General features: G+C 42.6%; 17 protein-coding genes. 12 read left to right on the forward strand and 5 right to left on the reverse strand.

Annotation, left to right across the window (positions count from 1 at the left end):
* Window positions 1–198 (forward strand): hypothetical protein (locus H6G97_RS51885; protein ID WP_206759130.1); only part of this gene is annotated, 198 nt, incomplete at its 5' end.
* A 261-nt stretch (window positions 199–459) separates the two neighbouring features.
* A complete protein-coding gene (locus tag H6G97_RS25975; RefSeq protein ID WP_190943490.1) occupies window positions 460–2,346 on the forward strand; it encodes a S9 family peptidase in 1,887 nt (628 codons plus the stop codon).
* 63 nt (window positions 2,347–2,409) lie between these two features.
* Here the strand turns inward: H6G97_RS25975 and H6G97_RS25980 are convergent, their stop codons facing one another.
* Window positions 2,410–2,754, reverse strand: a complete 345-nt coding sequence (locus H6G97_RS25980) for a DUF5615 family PIN-like protein (protein WP_190943491.1) — start codon at window positions 2,752–2,754, stop codon at window positions 2,410–2,412.
* The gene (locus tag H6G97_RS25985; protein WP_190943492.1) at window positions 2,751–3,044 is read right to left on the reverse strand and encodes a DUF433 domain-containing protein; all 294 of its coding nucleotides are present in this window, start codon (window positions 3,042–3,044) and stop codon (window positions 2,751–2,753) included. Before H6G97_RS25985 ends, H6G97_RS25980 begins: the two co-directional genes overlap by 4 nt.
* Before the next feature lie 251 nt (window positions 3,045–3,295).
* Between H6G97_RS25985 and H6G97_RS56075 the strand changes: the two genes are divergently transcribed.
* Complete coding sequence (locus H6G97_RS56075) at window positions 3,296–3,661, forward strand: pentapeptide repeat-containing protein (RefSeq protein ID WP_422394219.1); 366 nt, start codon at window positions 3,296–3,298, stop codon at window positions 3,659–3,661.
* 31 nt (window positions 3,662–3,692) lie between these two features.
* On the opposite strand, the gene H6G97_RS54870 is transcribed toward H6G97_RS56075, so the two are convergent.
* A complete protein-coding gene (locus H6G97_RS54870; protein ID WP_277883333.1) occupies window positions 3,693–3,821 on the reverse strand; it encodes a hypothetical protein in 129 nt (42 codons plus the stop codon).
* 55 nt (window positions 3,822–3,876) lie between these two features.
* Window positions 3,877–4,869 (reverse strand): phenylalanine--tRNA ligase subunit alpha, encoded by a 993-nt coding sequence (gene pheS / locus H6G97_RS25995; protein WP_190943493.1) that lies wholly within the window; start codon window positions 4,867–4,869, stop codon window positions 3,877–3,879.
* Between the two features lie 519 nt (window positions 4,870–5,388).
* On the opposite strand from pheS, the gene surE reads away from it, so the two are divergent.
* From surE to H6G97_RS26035, 9 genes are all read left to right on the forward strand, one after another.
* On the forward strand, window positions 5,389–6,186 hold the full coding sequence (surE, locus tag H6G97_RS26000) for a 5'/3'-nucleotidase SurE (protein ID WP_190943509.1): 798 nt from the start codon (window positions 5,389–5,391) through the stop codon (window positions 6,184–6,186).
* Window positions 6,187–6,473: 287 nt separating this feature from the next.
* Window positions 6,474–7,370 carry an MBL fold metallo-hydrolase gene (locus H6G97_RS26005; RefSeq protein ID WP_190943494.1) on the forward strand — a complete coding sequence of 299 codons (897 nt, stop codon included), beginning with the start codon at window positions 6,474–6,476 and terminating at the stop codon, window positions 7,368–7,370.
* Between the two features lie 457 nt (window positions 7,371–7,827).
* Window positions 7,828–8,907, forward strand: a complete 1,080-nt coding sequence (locus H6G97_RS26010; protein ID WP_190943495.1) for a bifunctional riboflavin kinase/FAD synthetase — start codon at window positions 7,828–7,830, stop codon at window positions 8,905–8,907.
* A gap of 167 nt (window positions 8,908–9,074) precedes the next feature.
* A complete protein-coding gene (locus H6G97_RS26015; protein ID WP_190943496.1) occupies window positions 9,075–9,983 on the forward strand; it encodes an AAA family ATPase in 909 nt (302 codons plus the stop codon).
* Window positions 9,984–10,285: 302 nt separating this feature from the next.
* A complete protein-coding gene (locus H6G97_RS26020; RefSeq protein WP_190943497.1) occupies window positions 10,286–10,879 on the forward strand; it encodes a cytochrome C in 594 nt (197 codons plus the stop codon).
* Between the two features lie 300 nt (window positions 10,880–11,179).
* Window positions 11,180–13,972, forward strand: a complete 2,793-nt coding sequence (gene secA / locus H6G97_RS26025; protein WP_190943498.1) for a preprotein translocase subunit SecA — start codon at window positions 11,180–11,182, stop codon at window positions 13,970–13,972.
* 284 nt (window positions 13,973–14,256) lie between these two features.
* Window positions 14,257–15,093, forward strand: coding sequence for a DUF262 domain-containing protein (locus tag H6G97_RS26030; protein ID WP_242055227.1), 837 nt, complete (start codon window positions 14,257–14,259; stop codon window positions 15,091–15,093).
* Between the two features lie 9 nt (window positions 15,094–15,102).
* Window positions 15,103–15,366, forward strand: a complete 264-nt coding sequence (locus H6G97_RS52905) for a hypothetical protein (RefSeq protein WP_242055229.1) — start codon at window positions 15,103–15,105, stop codon at window positions 15,364–15,366.
* On the forward strand, window positions 15,363–16,031 hold the full coding sequence (locus H6G97_RS26035; RefSeq protein WP_190943499.1) for an MAE_28990/MAE_18760 family HEPN-like nuclease: 669 nt from the start codon (window positions 15,363–15,365) through the stop codon (window positions 16,029–16,031). The genes H6G97_RS52905 and H6G97_RS26035 overlap by 4 nt, the downstream gene beginning before the upstream one ends.
* 26 nt (window positions 16,032–16,057) lie before the next feature.
* On the opposite strand, the gene H6G97_RS26040 is transcribed toward H6G97_RS26035, so the two are convergent.
* On the reverse strand, window positions 16,058–17,098 hold the full coding sequence (locus tag H6G97_RS26040) for a DNA cytosine methyltransferase (RefSeq protein ID WP_190943500.1): 1,041 nt from the start codon (window positions 17,096–17,098) through the stop codon (window positions 16,058–16,060).
* Window positions 17,099–17,114 lie beyond the last annotated feature (16 nt).

The raw sequence follows: 17,114 nt of genomic DNA on the forward strand, positions 1-17,114 counted from the left end.
CTCGTTCACGAGTATAAAAGGTGGATGAACGGAGCTAAAAGCCTCGTTCACGAGTATAAAAGGTGGATGAACGGAGCTAAAAGCCTCGTTCACGAGTATAAAAGGTGGATGAATGGAGCTAAAAGCCTCGTTCACGAGTATAAAAGGTGGATAAACGGAGCTAAAAGCCTCGTTTATAAGTATCAAATACTCGTTTAGGAGATCAATACCTTATCCCTTATTCTGACTTTTCACGTTATGTGGAAAAGCCACGAAAAACCTAACCCCTTAACCCCCTTCCCTTGTAGGGAAGGGGGAAAATTTAAAGTCTCTCTCCTTTTAGGAGAGAGATTTAGAGAGAGGTTTTCCAGATACCGTGAAATGTCAGATCCCTTATTCTCCAATGAGGTTCACCCAATAGGATGAATTGTCATTTTCATAACCAAGTGACAATAAGGTAGTTAAGTAGAGGATGAAAATATGTCATCTGCTCAAGCGCCCTCCCTACCACCGCTAATTCCGCGCGAAATTCTGTTTGGAAATCCCGAAAAAACCAGCCCGCAACTCTCGTCTGATGGCAAGTACTTGGCATATATTGCCCCTGACGAGAAAAATGTCTTGCAGGTATGGTTGCGAACTGTAGGGCAAGAAGACGACCAGATACTAACTGCCGACAAAAAACGCGGTATCGGCATTTTCTTCTGGACTTATAACGCCGACCAGTTGATTTATATGCAGGACTCGGATGGCGACGAGAACTTTCACCTCCACTTGGTTAATATTCACTCTAAAATTGTGCGTGACTTAACGCCATTCCAGGGAGTAAAAGCCGAACTCGTGGAACTGGAACCTAAATTTCCAGATCAAATGCTGGTAACTTTGAACTTGAACAATCCCCAAAAGTTTGATGTTTACCGCATCAACCTAAAAAATGGTGCAGTGGAGTTCGACACTGACAACCCCGGTAACATTATCAGTTGGACATCTGACACTGATTTCCAAATACGTGCAGCGACAGCTAGCACACCCGATGGTGGTTACGACCTGTTATTACAGAAACCAGATAAACAGTGGGAAACTCTCCGCCACTGGGGGTCAGAAGAAGAAGGGAATTCTGTAAGTTTCTCGGCTGATGGTAAAACCCTTTATATTGAAGGGAATCACGATGCTAACGCCAAACGTCTGCTAGCTGTCGACTTAGACACCCGTCAAGAAACTGTCATTGCTGAAGATGAGCAGTATGATGTCGTAGGGATAATTATTCAGCCACTGACGCGAGTTATCCAAGCAGTTTCTTTCTACAAAGATAAACAAGAATGGCAGGTAATTGACCAGAGTATCGCCGCAGATTTTGAGGAAATCGCCAAGGTGCGTCCTGGAGAATTCTCTATAATTAGCCGCGACTTGGAAGATAAAACCTGGCTAGTAGCTTATATAACTGACAATGGGCCAGTTTATTACTATGCCTACAACCGAGAGTCCAAAACTAGCACTTTCCTCTTTAGCGACCAACCCAAACTCGAAGCGTTGCAGTTAGCTTCAATGCAACCGATTTCCTACGAAGCGCGGGATGGTTTAACTATCCACAGTTACCTGACAACCCCTGTGGGAATACCTACCCAAAATCTACCAACAGTATTACTGGTTCACGGTGGCCCTTGGGCGCGGGATACTTGGGGTTTCTCTCCCTTAGTGCAATGGCTAGCTAATCGGGGTTATACTGTTCTGCAAGTGAATTTTCGCGGTTCCACTGGCTACGGTAAAGCATTTTTGAATGCTGGGAATCGGGAATGGGCTGGCAAAATGCACGATGATTTAATTGATAGTGTTAACTGGCTAGTAGAAAAAGGTATTTCCGACCCTCAAAAGATTGCGATTATGGGCGGTTCTTATGGAGGTTACGCCACTCTAGTAGGGTTAACATTTACACCAGAAATCTTTGCTGCTGGTGTGGATATTGTCGGGCCGAGTAACCTAATTACCCTGATAGAAACTATACCGCCCTATTGGGAACCATTGAAGGCAATGCTTTATCATCGCGTCGGTAATTTAGAGACAGAAGAAGAGTTTCTGAAATCGCGATCGCCTTTATTCTTTGCTGACCGAATTCAAAAACCTTTACTTATCGGTCAAGGTGCAAATGATCCGCGAGTCAAACAATCAGAAAGCGATCAAATTGTCAACGCCATGCAACAAGCTGGTTTGCCAGTGCAATATGCACTTTACACAGATGAAGGACATGGTTTTGCCAGACCAGAAAATCGGTTGCATTTCTTTGCGATCGCAGAAGAGTTTCTCGCCAAATACTTAGACGGCAGATTTGAACCTTTGACAGATATACCCGGTCATTCAGGAATAGTGAAATAAAGTTTCACGCATGGTGGTTAGTGTCATTCGCTAACCACCTGAATATTTTTAATTTGGAAGGATTTATCCATACAACAACTGATTCCTAATTTCATCAGCCGTTAGTGTGCTTACCAGAATCCCAATCCGTTGTGCGACTTCATAAGCGTTTTTCTGAGGCACAACGATAATCCCAAAATGTTCTTTATTCTCCTCTATATATTGGAGATGTAATCGCTCAAAATCGACACGGTTATGTGTCAGAATACATCTGCCTACAGAAGTTGCAAATTCAAGTTGTTCACGGTCAGTTTTTCCAAGTGTTGCTTGTTCCGAAACAGTTGTGATATCCAGACCGCGCGATCGCAACAGTCTAGCAACCAATGCTGACATATCCTCATCACTGTAAAGTGCAGCAAAAACCGTCACAATGTCCCCAATATAGCTTTTACAGACGGATGTATTAATTCATTGGGTACTCGGTTTCGCTCAATGTATTCATTAATCTCTGCCTGATGATCGAGATAAAAACTCAAGGCATCGAACACTTGTGCCAACGTCAGATGTGGCAAATGGTTCAGGATTTCTTCTGGCATAATCCCCAATCGCCACAAACCGACAATTGCACGAACAGATGTGCGAGTACCTATAATAATTGGCTCTCCACTCAAAATTTCAGGGTTGCGCGTCACGTACCGCGAGGAGGTTTCAGCAAACATAGAACGAATCACTCAGCAGAACTGGCATTGCCTTTAGTTTACCAATAGTTCTGGTCAGCAGGAGGCTGGTTTAGCTGAGTAATATGTAATTTCCAGCGATGAAGGAGATGGCTTTGCTAAACCGGAAAATCGCTAAATGCCAAATGGATCTATGATGTTAGGATTTTTTATAAATTCATTTTCATATTCTGTTAATGCTTGTTTAAAATTCTCAGAAGTTATACCGTTAGGACACCTGATAAATTTATAAAATAAATCGAGCAAACTTAAGTGGTATCAATTTTTATGGAGCTAATCTCGAAGGAGCAAACCTACAAAATACTAATCTGAGGGATGCCAACTTAAGCAGAGCTAACCTTCAAAGAGTAAATCTTCAAGGAGCTAGACTGTGGGATACAAACTTAACATATTCTAATTTACAGGGAGCAAATCTGAGTAAAGCTAGTTTGTGGGATGCAAATTTAGGTGGAGCCAATTTGAAAGGAGCCAATTTAAAGAAAACCAAATTGAAAGAAGTCAACTTCAAAGGAGCCAATTTAGAAGGATGTTTTGAAAGATATGTTCATTCGGTCATCAGACTAGAGCGGAAAGTAAATTCGCGCAAAGAAATAAAATAAAATTCTATCTATGAAAAGCTAAAATCATTTCTTATTTCTGCCATTGGGCAATGGGGATAGTTTGAGATGCTGGTTGATGGTTTACCAAATTCATCAATCCCGATCTATTATTTAAAACCACAGATAATTCACGAGTATTTATCTGTGGTTTTATTTTCATCCAATTGACTTTTGCAAATTTAGTAAACGCCTGATTATTTAAAGCGATCGCTTCCCTAAAATTGCTGCAAAAACCTCAAATCACTAGCATACAATCGACGAATATCATCGATTTGGTGTAACACCATTGCAAAGCGTTCTACACCAAAACCCGCAGCAAACCCTGTATAAACTTCTGGGTCATAACCCACAGACTTAAGTACCTTTGGATCGACCATACCGCAGCCCATCACTTCCAACCAGCGCCCATTCCACTGCAAATCTACCTCAGCCGAAGGTTCAGTAAACGGGAAATAACTGGCGCGGAAGCGAATAGGCAAATCACCAAATATTGCTTGTAAAAATACTTTAATTGTGCCCTTGAGGTCTGTGAAAGTTAGTCCCTCGTCAATGGCTAAAAGTTCTATTTGATGGAAAACAGCCGAGTGAGTCGCATCTACATTATCTCGCCGATAAACTCGCCCTGGAGCCACAACGCGAATCGGTGGTTCTTCTCTTTCCATGTAACGAATTTGCACTGACGAGGTATGAGTGCGGAGGAGATTGCCATCTGGCAGGTAGAAGGTATCCTGCATATCACGGGCGGGGTGGTCAGGCGGGGTATTAAGAGCCTCAAAATTATAATAATCTGTTTCCATCTCTGGCCCTTGAGCCACGGTATAGCCCATACCGACAAAGATATCCAGCGCCCGGTCGATAATTCCATTGAGGGGATGAATGCGACCTTGAGGGCTGTAAATTCCCGGCATAGTCACATCTAGAGTTTCCGCTTCTAGTTGTACCTGAATTTGCGCGGCTTCCAGGGCGATGCGTTGCTGGTCTAGACTAGTTTGCAGAGATTCTTTGACTGTATTGGCGATCGCTCCAATTTTTGGCCGTTCCTCTGCACTCATCTGCCCCATACTTCGCAACAGTGCCCCTAGTTCACCTTTTTTACCCAGATAGTTAACTCTGAGTTCTTCCAGACGTTCTAGGGTTTCGGCGGCTGCGATCGCTTTTTCTCCTTCCTGCCGCAGTGCTAAAAGTTGAGCTTCTAAATTGCTAGTCATTTAGTTATTAATCGTTGGTCATTAGTCATTAGTCTATATTTAAAAGCTGTAAGCTGCTCGATAAATCAACTTACAGCTATGCCATTAACATCAGCGAAAGGTGAGGGTAAAAATCAAACCTCTGTTTATCAGTTAGAGAAGATTGGGCTAGTACAGCTTCACTGATTCCAAATCAATAAAACGCTTACGCTGTATACCTAGTTTGAATTTTGCGGAAAATATGAAGGGAGGTTTACGACCATCATAACTTTCCCAGACGAATTTTTAATTTTGAACTCTGCCTTGCAGGACTAGTACAGCTTGACATAAATCCTGTTAACAGCTTAATAACTGTCTAGTATCATTCAACTAAAATCTCGGTTAACTAGACAAGGAGCTTAAAACCCCTTGTTAAAGGTAGGCAAAGTTCCGCCACACTGTACTAGTGATTATGTATGTTTTTTTGCCGCTTGTGACCTCGGACATTGACAAATCGCTAATAACAAACAACTAATAACTAATAACGAATGACCAATGACTATGAAATTACTAATTAGCAACGATGATGGCATTTCTGCCTTGGGGATTCGTACCCTAGCCAACTACTTGGCAGAGGCAGGCCATGATGTTAGTGTAGTTTGCCCAGATCGGGAGCGATCAGCAACTGGACACGGATTAACTTTACACCAACCCATTCGCGCCGAAATTGTTGAAGGGATTTTTCATCCTGCTATCAAAGCTTGGGCTTGCGATGGTACGCCTTCAGATTGCGTCAAATTAGCGCTGTGGGCTTTGCTAGATACTCCCCCCGATTTGGTTCTATCTGGCATTAATCAAGGTGCAAATTTGGGAACTGAAATTTTATATTCCGGTACTGTCTCTGCGGCAATGGAAGGTCTAATTGAAGGTATTCCCAGTGTAGCGCTGAGTCTTATTAGTCACACATCTAAAGACTTTCAACCTGCTGCTAAGTTTGCCAAAATTCTTGTAGACCATTTAGCCCAAAAACCACTGCCAGATTTAATGTTGCTCAACGTCAATGTTCCTGCGGTCAAATGGGAAGAAATTGCCGGTGTTACTCTCACTCGTCAAGGAGTACGGCGTTACATTGATGTGTTTGATAAACGAGTTGATCCTCGTGGAAAAACGTACTATTGGCTAACCGGAGAAGTCATTGAGGATGTAGAACCCCCATCTGGGTTAAATCTGCCTCAAAATGTACCGACAGATGTACAAGTTGTACGTAATAACTACATCAGTATTACCCCGTTGCAATACAATCTTACTTACGCAACTGGACTAGATAAATTGTCTGATTGGGAATTTAATTTTCTGTGAATCATTTGATGAATCAGGACAAAACTGGAGTTATTCAAATGCATCAGAGAAAAATGTAGGCTATAACGTAGGGACACTCTTGAAATAAGCGATACACATCCGTCCCAAAACCGGGAAAATTCTAAGTTACAGGATTTCATTCACATTTACACAATCAGCCAGAAACAGGGTATGCTGTTTTACCAAGAAATCCTCCCTCTACCAAAATCGGTGAGACAGTACAAACTTAGACAAAATAAGTAACAATTATTTCATTTATCGCCCGCTCAGTCCAGCAAGCAACACCCATGTCTAGGATAGAGAACCAATTTACCGTGCAATTTTGGGGCGTTCGCGGCAGCATCCCCAGTCCAGGGCCACACACTGTTCGTTACGGCGGTAATACCCCTTGCATATCAATGCAAGCGGGCGATAAACGCTTAATTTTCGATGCTGGCACAGGACTACATGTTTTGGGGCAATCTATGTTGCGCCAAATGCCGTTAGAAGCTCACATATTTTTTACCCATTCTCACTGGGATCACATGCAGGGTTTTCCCTTCTTTAGCCCAGGGTTTGTAAAGGGAAATGACTTTCATATCTACGGCGCGATCGCACCTGATGGTTCTACCATAGAACAGCGCCTCAACGATCAAATGTTGCATCCGAACTTTCCTGTACCCTTGCAGATTATGCAAGCCAATTTAAATTTCTACGACATTCGACCAGGGCAACCAATCCACATCGATGATGTCACTGTAGAAACAGCACCTTTAAACCATCCAGGAGAAGCTGTAGGATACCGCGTCAACTGGCATGGTGGTGCTGTTGCTTATATCACTGATACCGAACATTTTCCCGACCGACTTGATGATAATGTGCTGTGGCTAGCTCGTAATGCCGACATTTTAATTTACGATTCTACGTATACAGATGAAGAATATCATTGTCCAACATCCCCAAAAATTGGCTGGGGACATTCTACCTGGCAAGAAGCGGTGAAAGTGGCACAAGCTGCTAATGTCAAAACTCTAGTAATTTACCACCACGACCCCGCCCACAATGACGACTTTTTAGATCGTGTAGGCAAACAAGCATCTGCGAAATTTCCTGGCGCTATTATGGCACGGGAAGGAATGGTACTTCAGATTCCTACCTCAGTTGTCTTATCAGAATCTTTTCCTGTTAGTAAGTTTTCTAGTTAAAGATTGCGTCGGAGGAATTGGAGATTTTAGATTAGATTGGTGATCAGAAGCTTTCAGCGCGAGAGCGTACCTGTTGGCTGCACAGTGAGACAGCGCTGCCCAGAGTTGTCAAAGCGCCGACACAGGATAAGGGCGACAACAGGAGGACACATTCTATCGATTCTACCAACACAGCCCAGATACCCTCTCTTGCCGCTGATTGGAGGATAAAAACTTGTTGTAACCTCAATGCAGCACTAGAGCCTTTTTAGCTCTGCTATTTGAGGTTATCTAGACTTAGCGATTAGCTCTCAAGGTGATAGCACAAGAAATCATCTTGGGGAACTTCCCCTGGGTTAGGCTTTTGGCTGATCGCACAAAACCTTATGGGCAGTTAGTGAATGTCCTCCTCAAGGCGGTTTACCATAGGGTAGCTTCCTGCTGATAGCTAAAATAAACCTAAAATCTCAGAATCCACGTGCTAAATTTGTCTAAAAATGGGTGTTCTGTGCGGGTTGCTTCTTCGAGCGAAGGGCTGCTAACGCCGACTGCTGTTGCCCTTGGCAAGTTTGATGGTGTTCATCTTGGGCATCAAAGAGTAATTCAACCAGTCTTGCACGCTGGTGATAACTTGTCAGGAGCTAGTAGTCCGCAGTCAAAGGAAAATCAACAACTAACAAATCAAGAATATACTTACTCAACAGTTGTCACCTTTGACCCCCATCCACAGGAGTTCTTTACAGGGCGACCCCGGACTTTGTTAACGCCGCTGGATGAAAAAGTCCAACAATTGCGATCGCTTGGGGTAGAGCAACTGGTATTACTACCCTTTGACAAAGAATTATCGGCTTTGACTCCCGAAGAATTTGTCGACAAAATTCTCGTGCAACAACTACAATGCCAAAGAATTAGTATTGGGCAAGATTTTTGTTTTGGCGAAAAGCGAAGTGGTACTGCCAAGGATTTGCAATTACTCGCTGCCAAGTACAATATCCCCGTTACTATCGTTCCCTTGCAAACTTATACAGGTGACTCGCCTATAGAAAGCAGTTGTGTCACCACTACTCCAAGCCAGGATGTCCCTATTAGCACTTCATTGATCCGCCAAACCCTCGAAAACGGCGACATCGAAAACGCAAATCTACTACTAGGACGCACCTACACTCTGGTTGGTGTAGTCGTCCAAGGTCAACAATTAGGCAGAACAATTGGCTTTCCTACCGCCAACCTCCAACTACCAAAAGAAAAGTTTTTGCCCCGCCAAGGAGTCTACGCTGTTCGCGTTTTCACGCTCACTGAAACATTAGATACCGCTCTTAATGAGAGCTTAGGCGTAATGAATATCGGTAATCGCCCAACTGTAAACGGTACTGATTCATCGGCAGAAGTACATTTACTCAATTGGTCTGGTGATTTGTATGGCAAAAAATTGGCTGTGGAACTAGTGAAATTTTTGCGCCCTGAACAAAAATTTGCTTCTCTAGAAGCCCTGAAAACCCAAATCCAACTTGACTGCGTTGTTGCCAAAGAAATTTTCAGTGCTAAAGCGCAAAGTTAAAAGTTAGGAGTTCTGAGTGGGAACAATGTATTTAGGGAAATTGGGCATGGAGAAGAGGCAGAGGGTCGGGGTGCGGGGGGCAGAGGGGAAAACTCTTCTCCCTTGCTCCCTGCTCCCTGCTCCCTTCTCCCTTGCTTCTTCCCTCATTCCCCCACTCCCCACAACGCATGAGAGAAAAAATCGACGCTTTAACACAAAATCTGGCTCTTACCATCGTTGGCAAAGCTGAGGCAATACGCTTAGTGCTAGTCGCCTTCCTAGGTGGTGGCCATGCCCTCCTAGAAGATGTTCCTGGTGTTGGTAAAACTCTCCTCGCTAAATCTCTAGCTCGTTCACTGGATGGCAAGTTTCAACGGCTACAATGTACCCCCGATTTACTGCCAACGGATATAACTGGCACCAACATCTGGAACCCAAAAAGCGGCGAATTTACTTATCTTCCTGGGCCAATCTTTGCCAATATATTACTAGCTGACGAAATCAACCGCGCTACACCCCGCACTCAATCAGCTTTGCTGGAAGTTATGGAAGAACATCAGGTAACAGTCGATGGTGTCTCTCGTGCAGTTCCCCAGCCGTTTTTTGTTATTGCCACTCAAAACCCTATCGAGTATCAAGGTACTTTTCCCCTGCCAGAAGCGCAAATGGATCGGTTTATGTTGTCGCTAAGTTTAGGCTATCCTTCCGAGGTAGAAGAACTGCTTATGCTGCAAAATCTCCAAAATGGTGTGAAGGTTGCTGATTTGCAGCCTTGTATTACCTTGGCAGAAGTACAAGAATTACGTTACTTATGCTCTCAAGTAAAAGTGGCAACTTCTTTGCAACAGTACATTCTCGAATTGGTACGGGCAACACGCCAAGATGAGGAAATCGCCCTTGGTGTCAGTCCGCGTGGCACTTTAGCATTACAAAGGGCTGCCCAAGCGCTGGCTTTTCTATTAGGGCGTGATTATGCCATTCCCGATGATGTGAAATTTCTCGTCCCTCACGTTCTTTGCCATCGCCTTATTCCTAGAGGAGGACGCAATTCAAGAACTGTTGTTGAGCGATTATTGCGATCAGTTTCTATTCCTTAATCGTAATAGTAGTATTCAAAAAGGTAAGAGTGCTGGATACCGATTGATTTATCAATTTGAGTTACCTATTAAGTATTTTGCTACTAACGATTTATTCCAAGTCTGAGCGAGAAGATATTGGTGCAATTGACATCCAGGATATTATGGCTGATTTTTCTAGTGAGTCAGGTTAAAACTGTTGCGGATATGTAAAGATGCGTTGCTTACCGAAAATACTTACGCAAAATCTGAAACACTGCCAAGACTGCGTAAGTCTTATGATTAGCACAAGCGCCACTTCTGAATATTTGGGAATGTGAGGAATGTCAATTTTTGTTAAGCGCAAATCCCGCGATGCTGAAATGCGATCGCTATCAGGCGATCGCCAAACGCTACGCCAAAGCGCCGAACGTGAATTTAAACGCCAATTTTTCGGTTTACTTTTGGTAATTGTAATGTGGAGTTTAGCTATGGGCTGGCTTCTAGCCTTGGCAACTAACGCCCAAAGTGCTGTTCCCACCGCTGAAATTGGTACTGTTGACGTAGTGCCTGCACAATACCAACTGGGGCAAGAACTGTATTTGGAAAACTGTTCCACATGCCACATTGGCATCCCACCAGCCGCTTTACCTACCCAAACTTGGAAAAATCTCCTGCAAGATTCCCAACACTACGGCGCACAAATCAAGCCTTTAGTCGATCCGCCACGCATTTTAGTGTGGAAATATCTTTCGACTTTCTCCCGTATCCAGCTAGACGACGAAGAAACACCGTATCGCCTCAATAACTCGCGTTATTTTAAAGCTTTGCATCCAGGAGTTCAATTACCACGTCCCGTGCAGGTTGGCAGTTGTGTCAGCTGTCATCCCAGTGCTAGTGATTACAATTTTCGTCAGCTGACGGCTGAATGGAAGTGAGGAATTAGGAATGAGGAGTTAGAAGTTAGGAGTTGAAAAATTCATAACTCATAACTCTCTTCCCTTACTCCCTCTCTGGTCCCATCTGAGGGCAAAATGATACTATGAAGAAAGAGTAAATATAAGATAAGAGTTAAAACCAATCATTTAGTAAACTGATTGGCTAGTTTTTCTCCTGTTTTTGAGGTAATTCTCATTTCACACCCATCCACGACCGAGACGGTTGGGCTGAGTTAAATGTTTATAATCAATGCCGAGCCTTTAATTCCCATCCCCCTTGATTCAGTTCTATAATCTGCCATGCTAAAACTTTTGTTGGGCGACCCCAACGCTCGTAAGCTTAAAAAATATCAACCTTCTGTTACTGAAATTAACCTTTTAGAGGAAGAAATTAAGGTTCTTTCTGATGATGAGTTAAAAGGTAAAACCGTCGAATTTAAACAACGGCTTGTTAAAGGCGAAACCCTGGATGACATATTGCCAGAAGCTTACGCCGTTGTTCGGGAAGCAGGACGACGAGTCTTAGGCTTGCGGCACTTTGATGTCCAAATGCTTGGCGGTATCATTTTGCACGTAGGGCAAATTGCCGAAATGAAAACCGGCGAAGGTAAAACACTAGTCGCTACCTTGCCGAGTTACTTAAATGCCCTTACTGGCAAAGGCGTACACGTTGTCACAGTCAACGATTACCTGGCTCGTCGGGATGCGGAATGGATGGGACAGGTGCATCGCTTCTTGGGGCTGAGTGTGGGGCTAATCCAGTCAAGTATGACTCCCAGTGAACGCCAGAAAAATTATGAATGTGATATTACTTATGTTACCAACAGCGAAGTAGGCTTTGACTACCTGCGGGATAACATGGCGACATCAATGGCAGATGTGGTGCAACGCCCGTTCAATTATTGCGTAATTGACGAGGTAGACTCGATTTTAATTGATGAGGCGCGGACACCCCTAATTATTTCCGGGCAGGTGGAAAGACCTACAGAAAAATATCTGCAAGCCGCGGAAATAGCTTTTACACTCAAAAAAGATGAACATTACGATGTAGACGAAAAAGCTCGTAACGTTCTATTGACAGATGAAGGCTTTGCGGAATCGGAAAATCTTTTGGGAGTCACAGATTTGTTTGACCCAGAAGATCCTTGGGCGCACTTCGTTTTTAATGCAATTAAAGCCAAAGAACTTTTCCTCAAGGATGTAAATTACATTGTCCGCAATGGGGAAGTGGTAATTGTCGATGAATTTACTGGACGGGTACTACCTGGACGGCGTTGGAGTGATGGACTACATCAAGCGATTGAAGCCAAAGAACACGTAGATATTCAGCCAGAGACTCAAACTCTAGCGACAATTACTTATCAAAATCTGTTCTTGCTGTATCCAAAACTCGGTGGAATGACGGGAACGGCAAAAACAGAAGAACCGGAATTTGAAAAAATTTACAAGTTGGAAGTTGCGGTAATTCCTACCAACCGCGATCGCAGACGCGAAGATTTGTCTGATATGGTCTTTAAGACGGAACCAGGCAAGTGGGGTGCGATCGCTAGAGAATGTGCCGAAATGCACGAACTCGGCAGACCTGTGTTAGTAGGAACCACTAGTGTGGAAAAATCCGAACTTCTCAGCCGCCTGCTGAAGCAACTAGAAATTCCCCACGAATTACTTAACGCCCGACCGGAAAACGTCGAGCGTGAGGCGGAAATTGTCGCTCAAGCTGGACGGAAAGGCGCTGTCACCATTGCTACTAACATGGCTGGTAGAGGTACAGACATTATCTTGGGTGGTAACTCCGAATATATGGCACGTCTGAAACTGCGGGAATACTTCATGCCCCGGATTGTCATGCCAGAAGATGAAGATAACTTTAGCGTGCAAAAACCAGCCGGATTACCTACAGGACATGGTGGCGGTCAAGGCTTTGTCCCTGGTAAGAAAGTCAAAACTTGGCGGGCTTCGCCAGAAATTTTCCCCACCCAGTTGACCAAAGAAACAGAAAAACTACTCAAAGATGCAGTAGAAATTGCGGTGCGTGAGTATGGCGATCGCAGCTTACCAGAATTGGAAGCTGAAGAAAAGGTAGCTGTGGCGGCAGAAAAAGCTCCCATCGATGACCCTGTGATTCAGAAATTGCGGGAAGCTTACAACCGCGTTAAGCAAGAATATGAGCAATTTACTACCCGCGAACATGATGAGGTAGTGCAAATTGGTGGTTTGCACGTCATTGGTACAGAACGCCACGAATCGCGGCGGATTGATAACCAGTTGCGGGGACGTGCAGGACGACAAGGCGACCCTGGAACCACAAGATTCTTCTTAAGTTTAGAAGATAACCTACTACGGATTTTTGGTGGCGATCGCGTTGCCGGATTAATGAATGCTTTCCAAGTGGAAGAAGATATGCCCATTGAATCTGGGATGCTTACCCGCAGTTTGGAAGGCGCACAGAAAAAAGTCGAAACCTACTACTACGACATTCGTAAACAGGTGTTTGAGTACGACGAGGTGATGAATAATCAACGTCGGGCTATTTATGCCGAACGCCGTCGGGTGTTAGAAGGTCAAGATTTGAAAGAACAGGTAATCAAGTACGCTGAAAAAACGATGGATGATATCGTTGACTACTACATCAACATAGACTTGCCCTCGGAAGAGTGGGAGTTAGAAAAGTTGGTTGAGAAAGTCAAAGAATTCGTTTATCTGCTAGCAGATTTACAAGCGAGTCAATTAGAAGATATCACAGTCGGCGAGATTAAAGCCTTCTTGCACGAACAAGTGCGAATTGCTTACGACCTCAAAGAAGCGCAGATTGACCAAGTTCAACCCGGACTGATGCGCCAAGCGGAACGCTTTTTTATCTTGCAACGCATTGATACTTTGTGGCGGGAACACTTGCAACAAATGGATGCCTTGCGTGAATCAGTGGGGCTGCGTGGTTACGGTCAAAAAGACCCACTAATTGAGTATAAGAGCGAGGGTTACGAACTCTTCTTGGATATGATGGTTAACATTCGCCGAGATGTAGTGTACTCGTTGTTCATGTTCCAGCCGCAGCCTCAGCAGATGATGCAAGCTTCGTCTGAGATGGTGTAAGTAGAGAATAATTTCATGCAGAGACGCAAAGGTGCAGAGACGCTTTTGCGTCTTTGTATTTTAAGGCATCTCTCAAAAATATTTTGCTTTCAGCCAAATCAGTAATTTTGGTTGGTGATCTATGCGATCGCAGTGTTACGTCACTTGGGTATTTGTTTTATGGATCTGACTCGCGATCGCTCCAGTGTTCTTGCGAGTAGGGGAGTGAATATGCTAGGTGATAGAATGAATTGCTAAGTATTTCCTACTCTGATAAATCTACTCTATCCAAATTGGAGAGCAAGATGGCAAAAGCCCCAAATATACCACCACCAGAACCAGAAATTACAGATGAGCAAAGAGAAGCAGCAGAAGCAGAAATTCGTGAAAAACAAAAAATAGTTGATTATGATACAAAAGAGTATCCAGTGGAAGTACTTGTCCAAAAATATAGGGATGGGCTGAATGAGGACATTAATGAGTTATATATACCAGACTATCAACGGGAGATGATTTGGGAAGAATCTCGGCAGTCAAAGTTTATTGAATCTATTATGCTAGGACTACCAATTCCATATATTTTTGTTGCTGATTTACGACCAAAAGATGATGATGATAGTGATGATGAAGCTCGGTTAGAAATTGTTGATGGTACTCAGCGTATTCGTACACTAGACAGATTCATAAATAATGAGTTAAAGCTTTGTGAGTTAGACAAACTACAAAAACTTAACGACTTTAAATTCAAAGATTTACCATTGGCACGAAGAAGACGCTTCAATCGGGCAACTATTCGGATGATTGTACTAACGGATAAAGCTGATGAAGAAACAAGAAGGGATCTGTTTGAACGCATCAATACAGGTAGTGTCGAACTAAATGACATGGAGAAGCGTAGAGGTATATCTCCAGGCCCATTTGTTAATCTTCTTGAAGAACTTGCGAAAGATCCTCAATTTCGCAAGCTATGTCCATTCTCAGAAGCACTTGTTAATAAACGTGAACCAGAGGAATTTGTGTTACGTTTCTTCGCGTACCTAGATAACTATAATAAATTTGAAAGACGCGTTAATCTTTTTCTGAATGAATATTTAGAGAAACATAACCATAGTGGAATAGATAGAGAAAGTATGCGAAATTAATTTCACGCAATGTTAAATTTTGTTGAACACTATTTGCCAAATGGATTTAGCAAAAAAGAAGGACATGTAAGAACACCAAGAATTAGATTTGAGGCAATTTCCGTAGGTGTTGCACTTGCTCTAAGAGAAAAAAGCAATCTTAAACCTAAATCAATGAATTGGCTTGATTCACCAGAATTTAAGGATTACACCACATCAGATGCAAGTAACTCCAGACCTAAAGTAATTCGGCGTATCGAGTATGTGCGCGATCAACTTCTCGGTAAAATATGACCAGTACATTATTTCAGGATTTTAATGAACGCTCTAAAGAAGTAAGCAAATATTTTATTTTTTTGAAAACATTAGAAGAGGGCACTACTAAATTAAGTATGCAAGGTAAAGAAGGAAACCCAAAAATCAGAGAAATTGATTCTGAGTTAATAAAAACTTTGAAAGCAAGTGGGTTTTTATTGCTCTATAATCTGGTGGAAGCAACAATGCGAAATGCGGTCGAAACAATATTTGGTGAACTTAGCAGTAAAGGGGTTTCCTACGATCAAATTAGACCTGAACTCAAGAAAATAGTCCTTCAAAACCTCAAAAAACGAAATCCTGATAAAATATTTTCGAGCATCACAGCTATCTCTATTGATATTATTACTGCTGGATTTGATAAAGAAAATCTATTCTCAGGCAATATTGATGGAAAACTAATCAGAACTACGGCGGATGAGTATGGATTTTCACATACAACTGACTATGCTAAAACAGGACATGGGAGTGATTTAGTAACTATTAAAACAAACAGAAATCTTTTGGCACATGGCTTTAAATCTTTTGCAGAGGTAGGACGAGACAAAACTGCTGATGAGCTTTTAAAGATTAAGAGTAAAGTGATTAGATATTTGAGAGAAATTCTACAAAATATTGAAAAGTATTTAGTTAATAAGGACTAATTGGATTTATCTATTAGAGGAAATCCTTAACAGACAACTTCAAGGTGATTAAGTATGCTTTGAGCGATAACTTCGCCTAGTTTAACAGGAACAGCATTTCCAATCAATCGCCCTATATGACTTAACCCTAAAGCCTCATCGGGGGCGACAAACTCGTAATTTGCTGGAAAACTTTGTAGTAATGCTGCTTCCCTAAGAGATATAGCCCTATCTTGTTCAGGATGTCCAAAACGACCGTTACCAAATCCAAAACACTGTGTAGTAATAGTCGGGCTAGGTCGATCCCATTCCATCCGACCATATACCCCAGGATAAGTTTTACCACTCTTTTTTGTGTGGCATTCTGCAATTAATTCTTTAGGCCAATCTCGCCAAGTTCCTCCGGGTTTTGAGGCACGAATACGACAAAGATTCAGATGAGATAGTTTACTGCATAGATGGAGTCGATCTATCTTAGATTTTTGACCCGCAGAAAGTGGTTCAAGATGTTCAATAGCTTTTCTTACTGTTTCGTATCTTTCTGCATCATGTGTTCGTGGAATTAAGTTAACTTTGCCAAATTTTGAAGCCAGTAAAACTAATCGCTTTCGAGATTGAGGGATTCCATAATCTAGACAGTTAACTTCATAAGATTCCAAAAAATAGTTTAAATTTTCTAATTTATCGATAAATTCATGAAATACTGGATGGTGTTTTAACTGAAGCACATTTTCCATTGAAATAATCTCTGGTTCACATTCTTCTACCAGACGAGCAAAATCACGGCATAGCTTCCACTTTGATTCTTTATCGTTGTAACGTCTTGAATAACTTGAAAATGGTTGACAAGGGGCACATCCTGCTAAAACTCTAATGCTGCTGCCAGAAAAATGCTTTGCCAGATCAGAACCGCTAAGATGTTCTACATCTTGCAGTATAAATTTTGCTTTATTATTGTGCTCGTATGGAAATTTACAAGCTCGATCAATATCATATCCAGCTTTGACTGGAAGACCCGCTTGCTCAAACCCATGAGTTAGTCCTCCAGCACCACAAAACAGATCCACTGTAGAGATGCTGCTAACCATTTACCTCCTCTTCTTG

The sequence above is a fragment of the Nostoc flagelliforme FACHB-838 genome (assembly GCF_014698065.1).
In the GTDB taxonomy this organism is placed as follows: domain Bacteria; phylum Cyanobacteriota; class Cyanobacteriia; order Cyanobacteriales; family Nostocaceae; genus Nostoc; species Nostoc flagelliforme_B.

Bases quoted from the DNA above. Each gene is read 5' to 3' on its own strand.
- surE (WP_190943509.1), top strand. From the start codon at position 5,389: ATGAAATTACTAATTAGCAACGATGATGGCATTTCTGCCTTGGGGATT.
- H6G97_RS26020 (WP_190943497.1), top strand. From the start codon at position 10,286: ATGTCAATTTTTGTTAAGCGCAAATCCCGCGATGCTGAAATGCGATCG.
- pheS (WP_190943493.1), bottom strand. From the start codon at position 4,869: ATGACTAGCAATTTAGAAGCTCAACTTTTAGCACTGCGGCAGGAAGGA.
- H6G97_RS26035 (WP_190943499.1), top strand. From the start codon at position 15,363: ATGACCAGTACATTATTTCAGGATTTTAATGAACGCTCTAAAGAAGTA.
- H6G97_RS26030 (WP_242055227.1), top strand. From the start codon at position 14,257: ATGGCAAAAGCCCCAAATATACCACCACCAGAACCAGAAATTACAGAT.
- secA (WP_190943498.1), top strand. From the start codon at position 11,180: ATGCTAAAACTTTTGTTGGGCGACCCCAACGCTCGTAAGCTTAAAAAA.
- H6G97_RS25985 (WP_190943492.1), bottom strand. From the start codon at position 3,044: ATGTTTGCTGAAACCTCCTCGCGGTACGTGACGCGCAACCCTGAAATT.
- H6G97_RS26015 (WP_190943496.1), top strand. From the start codon at position 9,075: ATGAGAGAAAAAATCGACGCTTTAACACAAAATCTGGCTCTTACCATC.
- H6G97_RS26040 (WP_190943500.1), bottom strand. From the start codon at position 17,098: ATGGTTAGCAGCATCTCTACAGTGGATCTGTTTTGTGGTGCTGGAGGA.
- H6G97_RS52905 (WP_242055229.1), top strand. From the start codon at position 15,103: ATGTTAAATTTTGTTGAACACTATTTGCCAAATGGATTTAGCAAAAAA.
- H6G97_RS54870 (WP_277883333.1), bottom strand. From the start codon at position 3,821: ATGAAAATAAAACCACAGATAAATACTCGTGAATTATCTGTGGTTTTA.
- H6G97_RS26005 (WP_190943494.1), top strand. From the start codon at position 6,474: ATGTCTAGGATAGAGAACCAATTTACCGTGCAATTTTGGGGCGTTCGC.
- H6G97_RS25975 (WP_190943490.1), top strand. From the start codon at position 460: ATGTCATCTGCTCAAGCGCCCTCCCTACCACCGCTAATTCCGCGCGAA.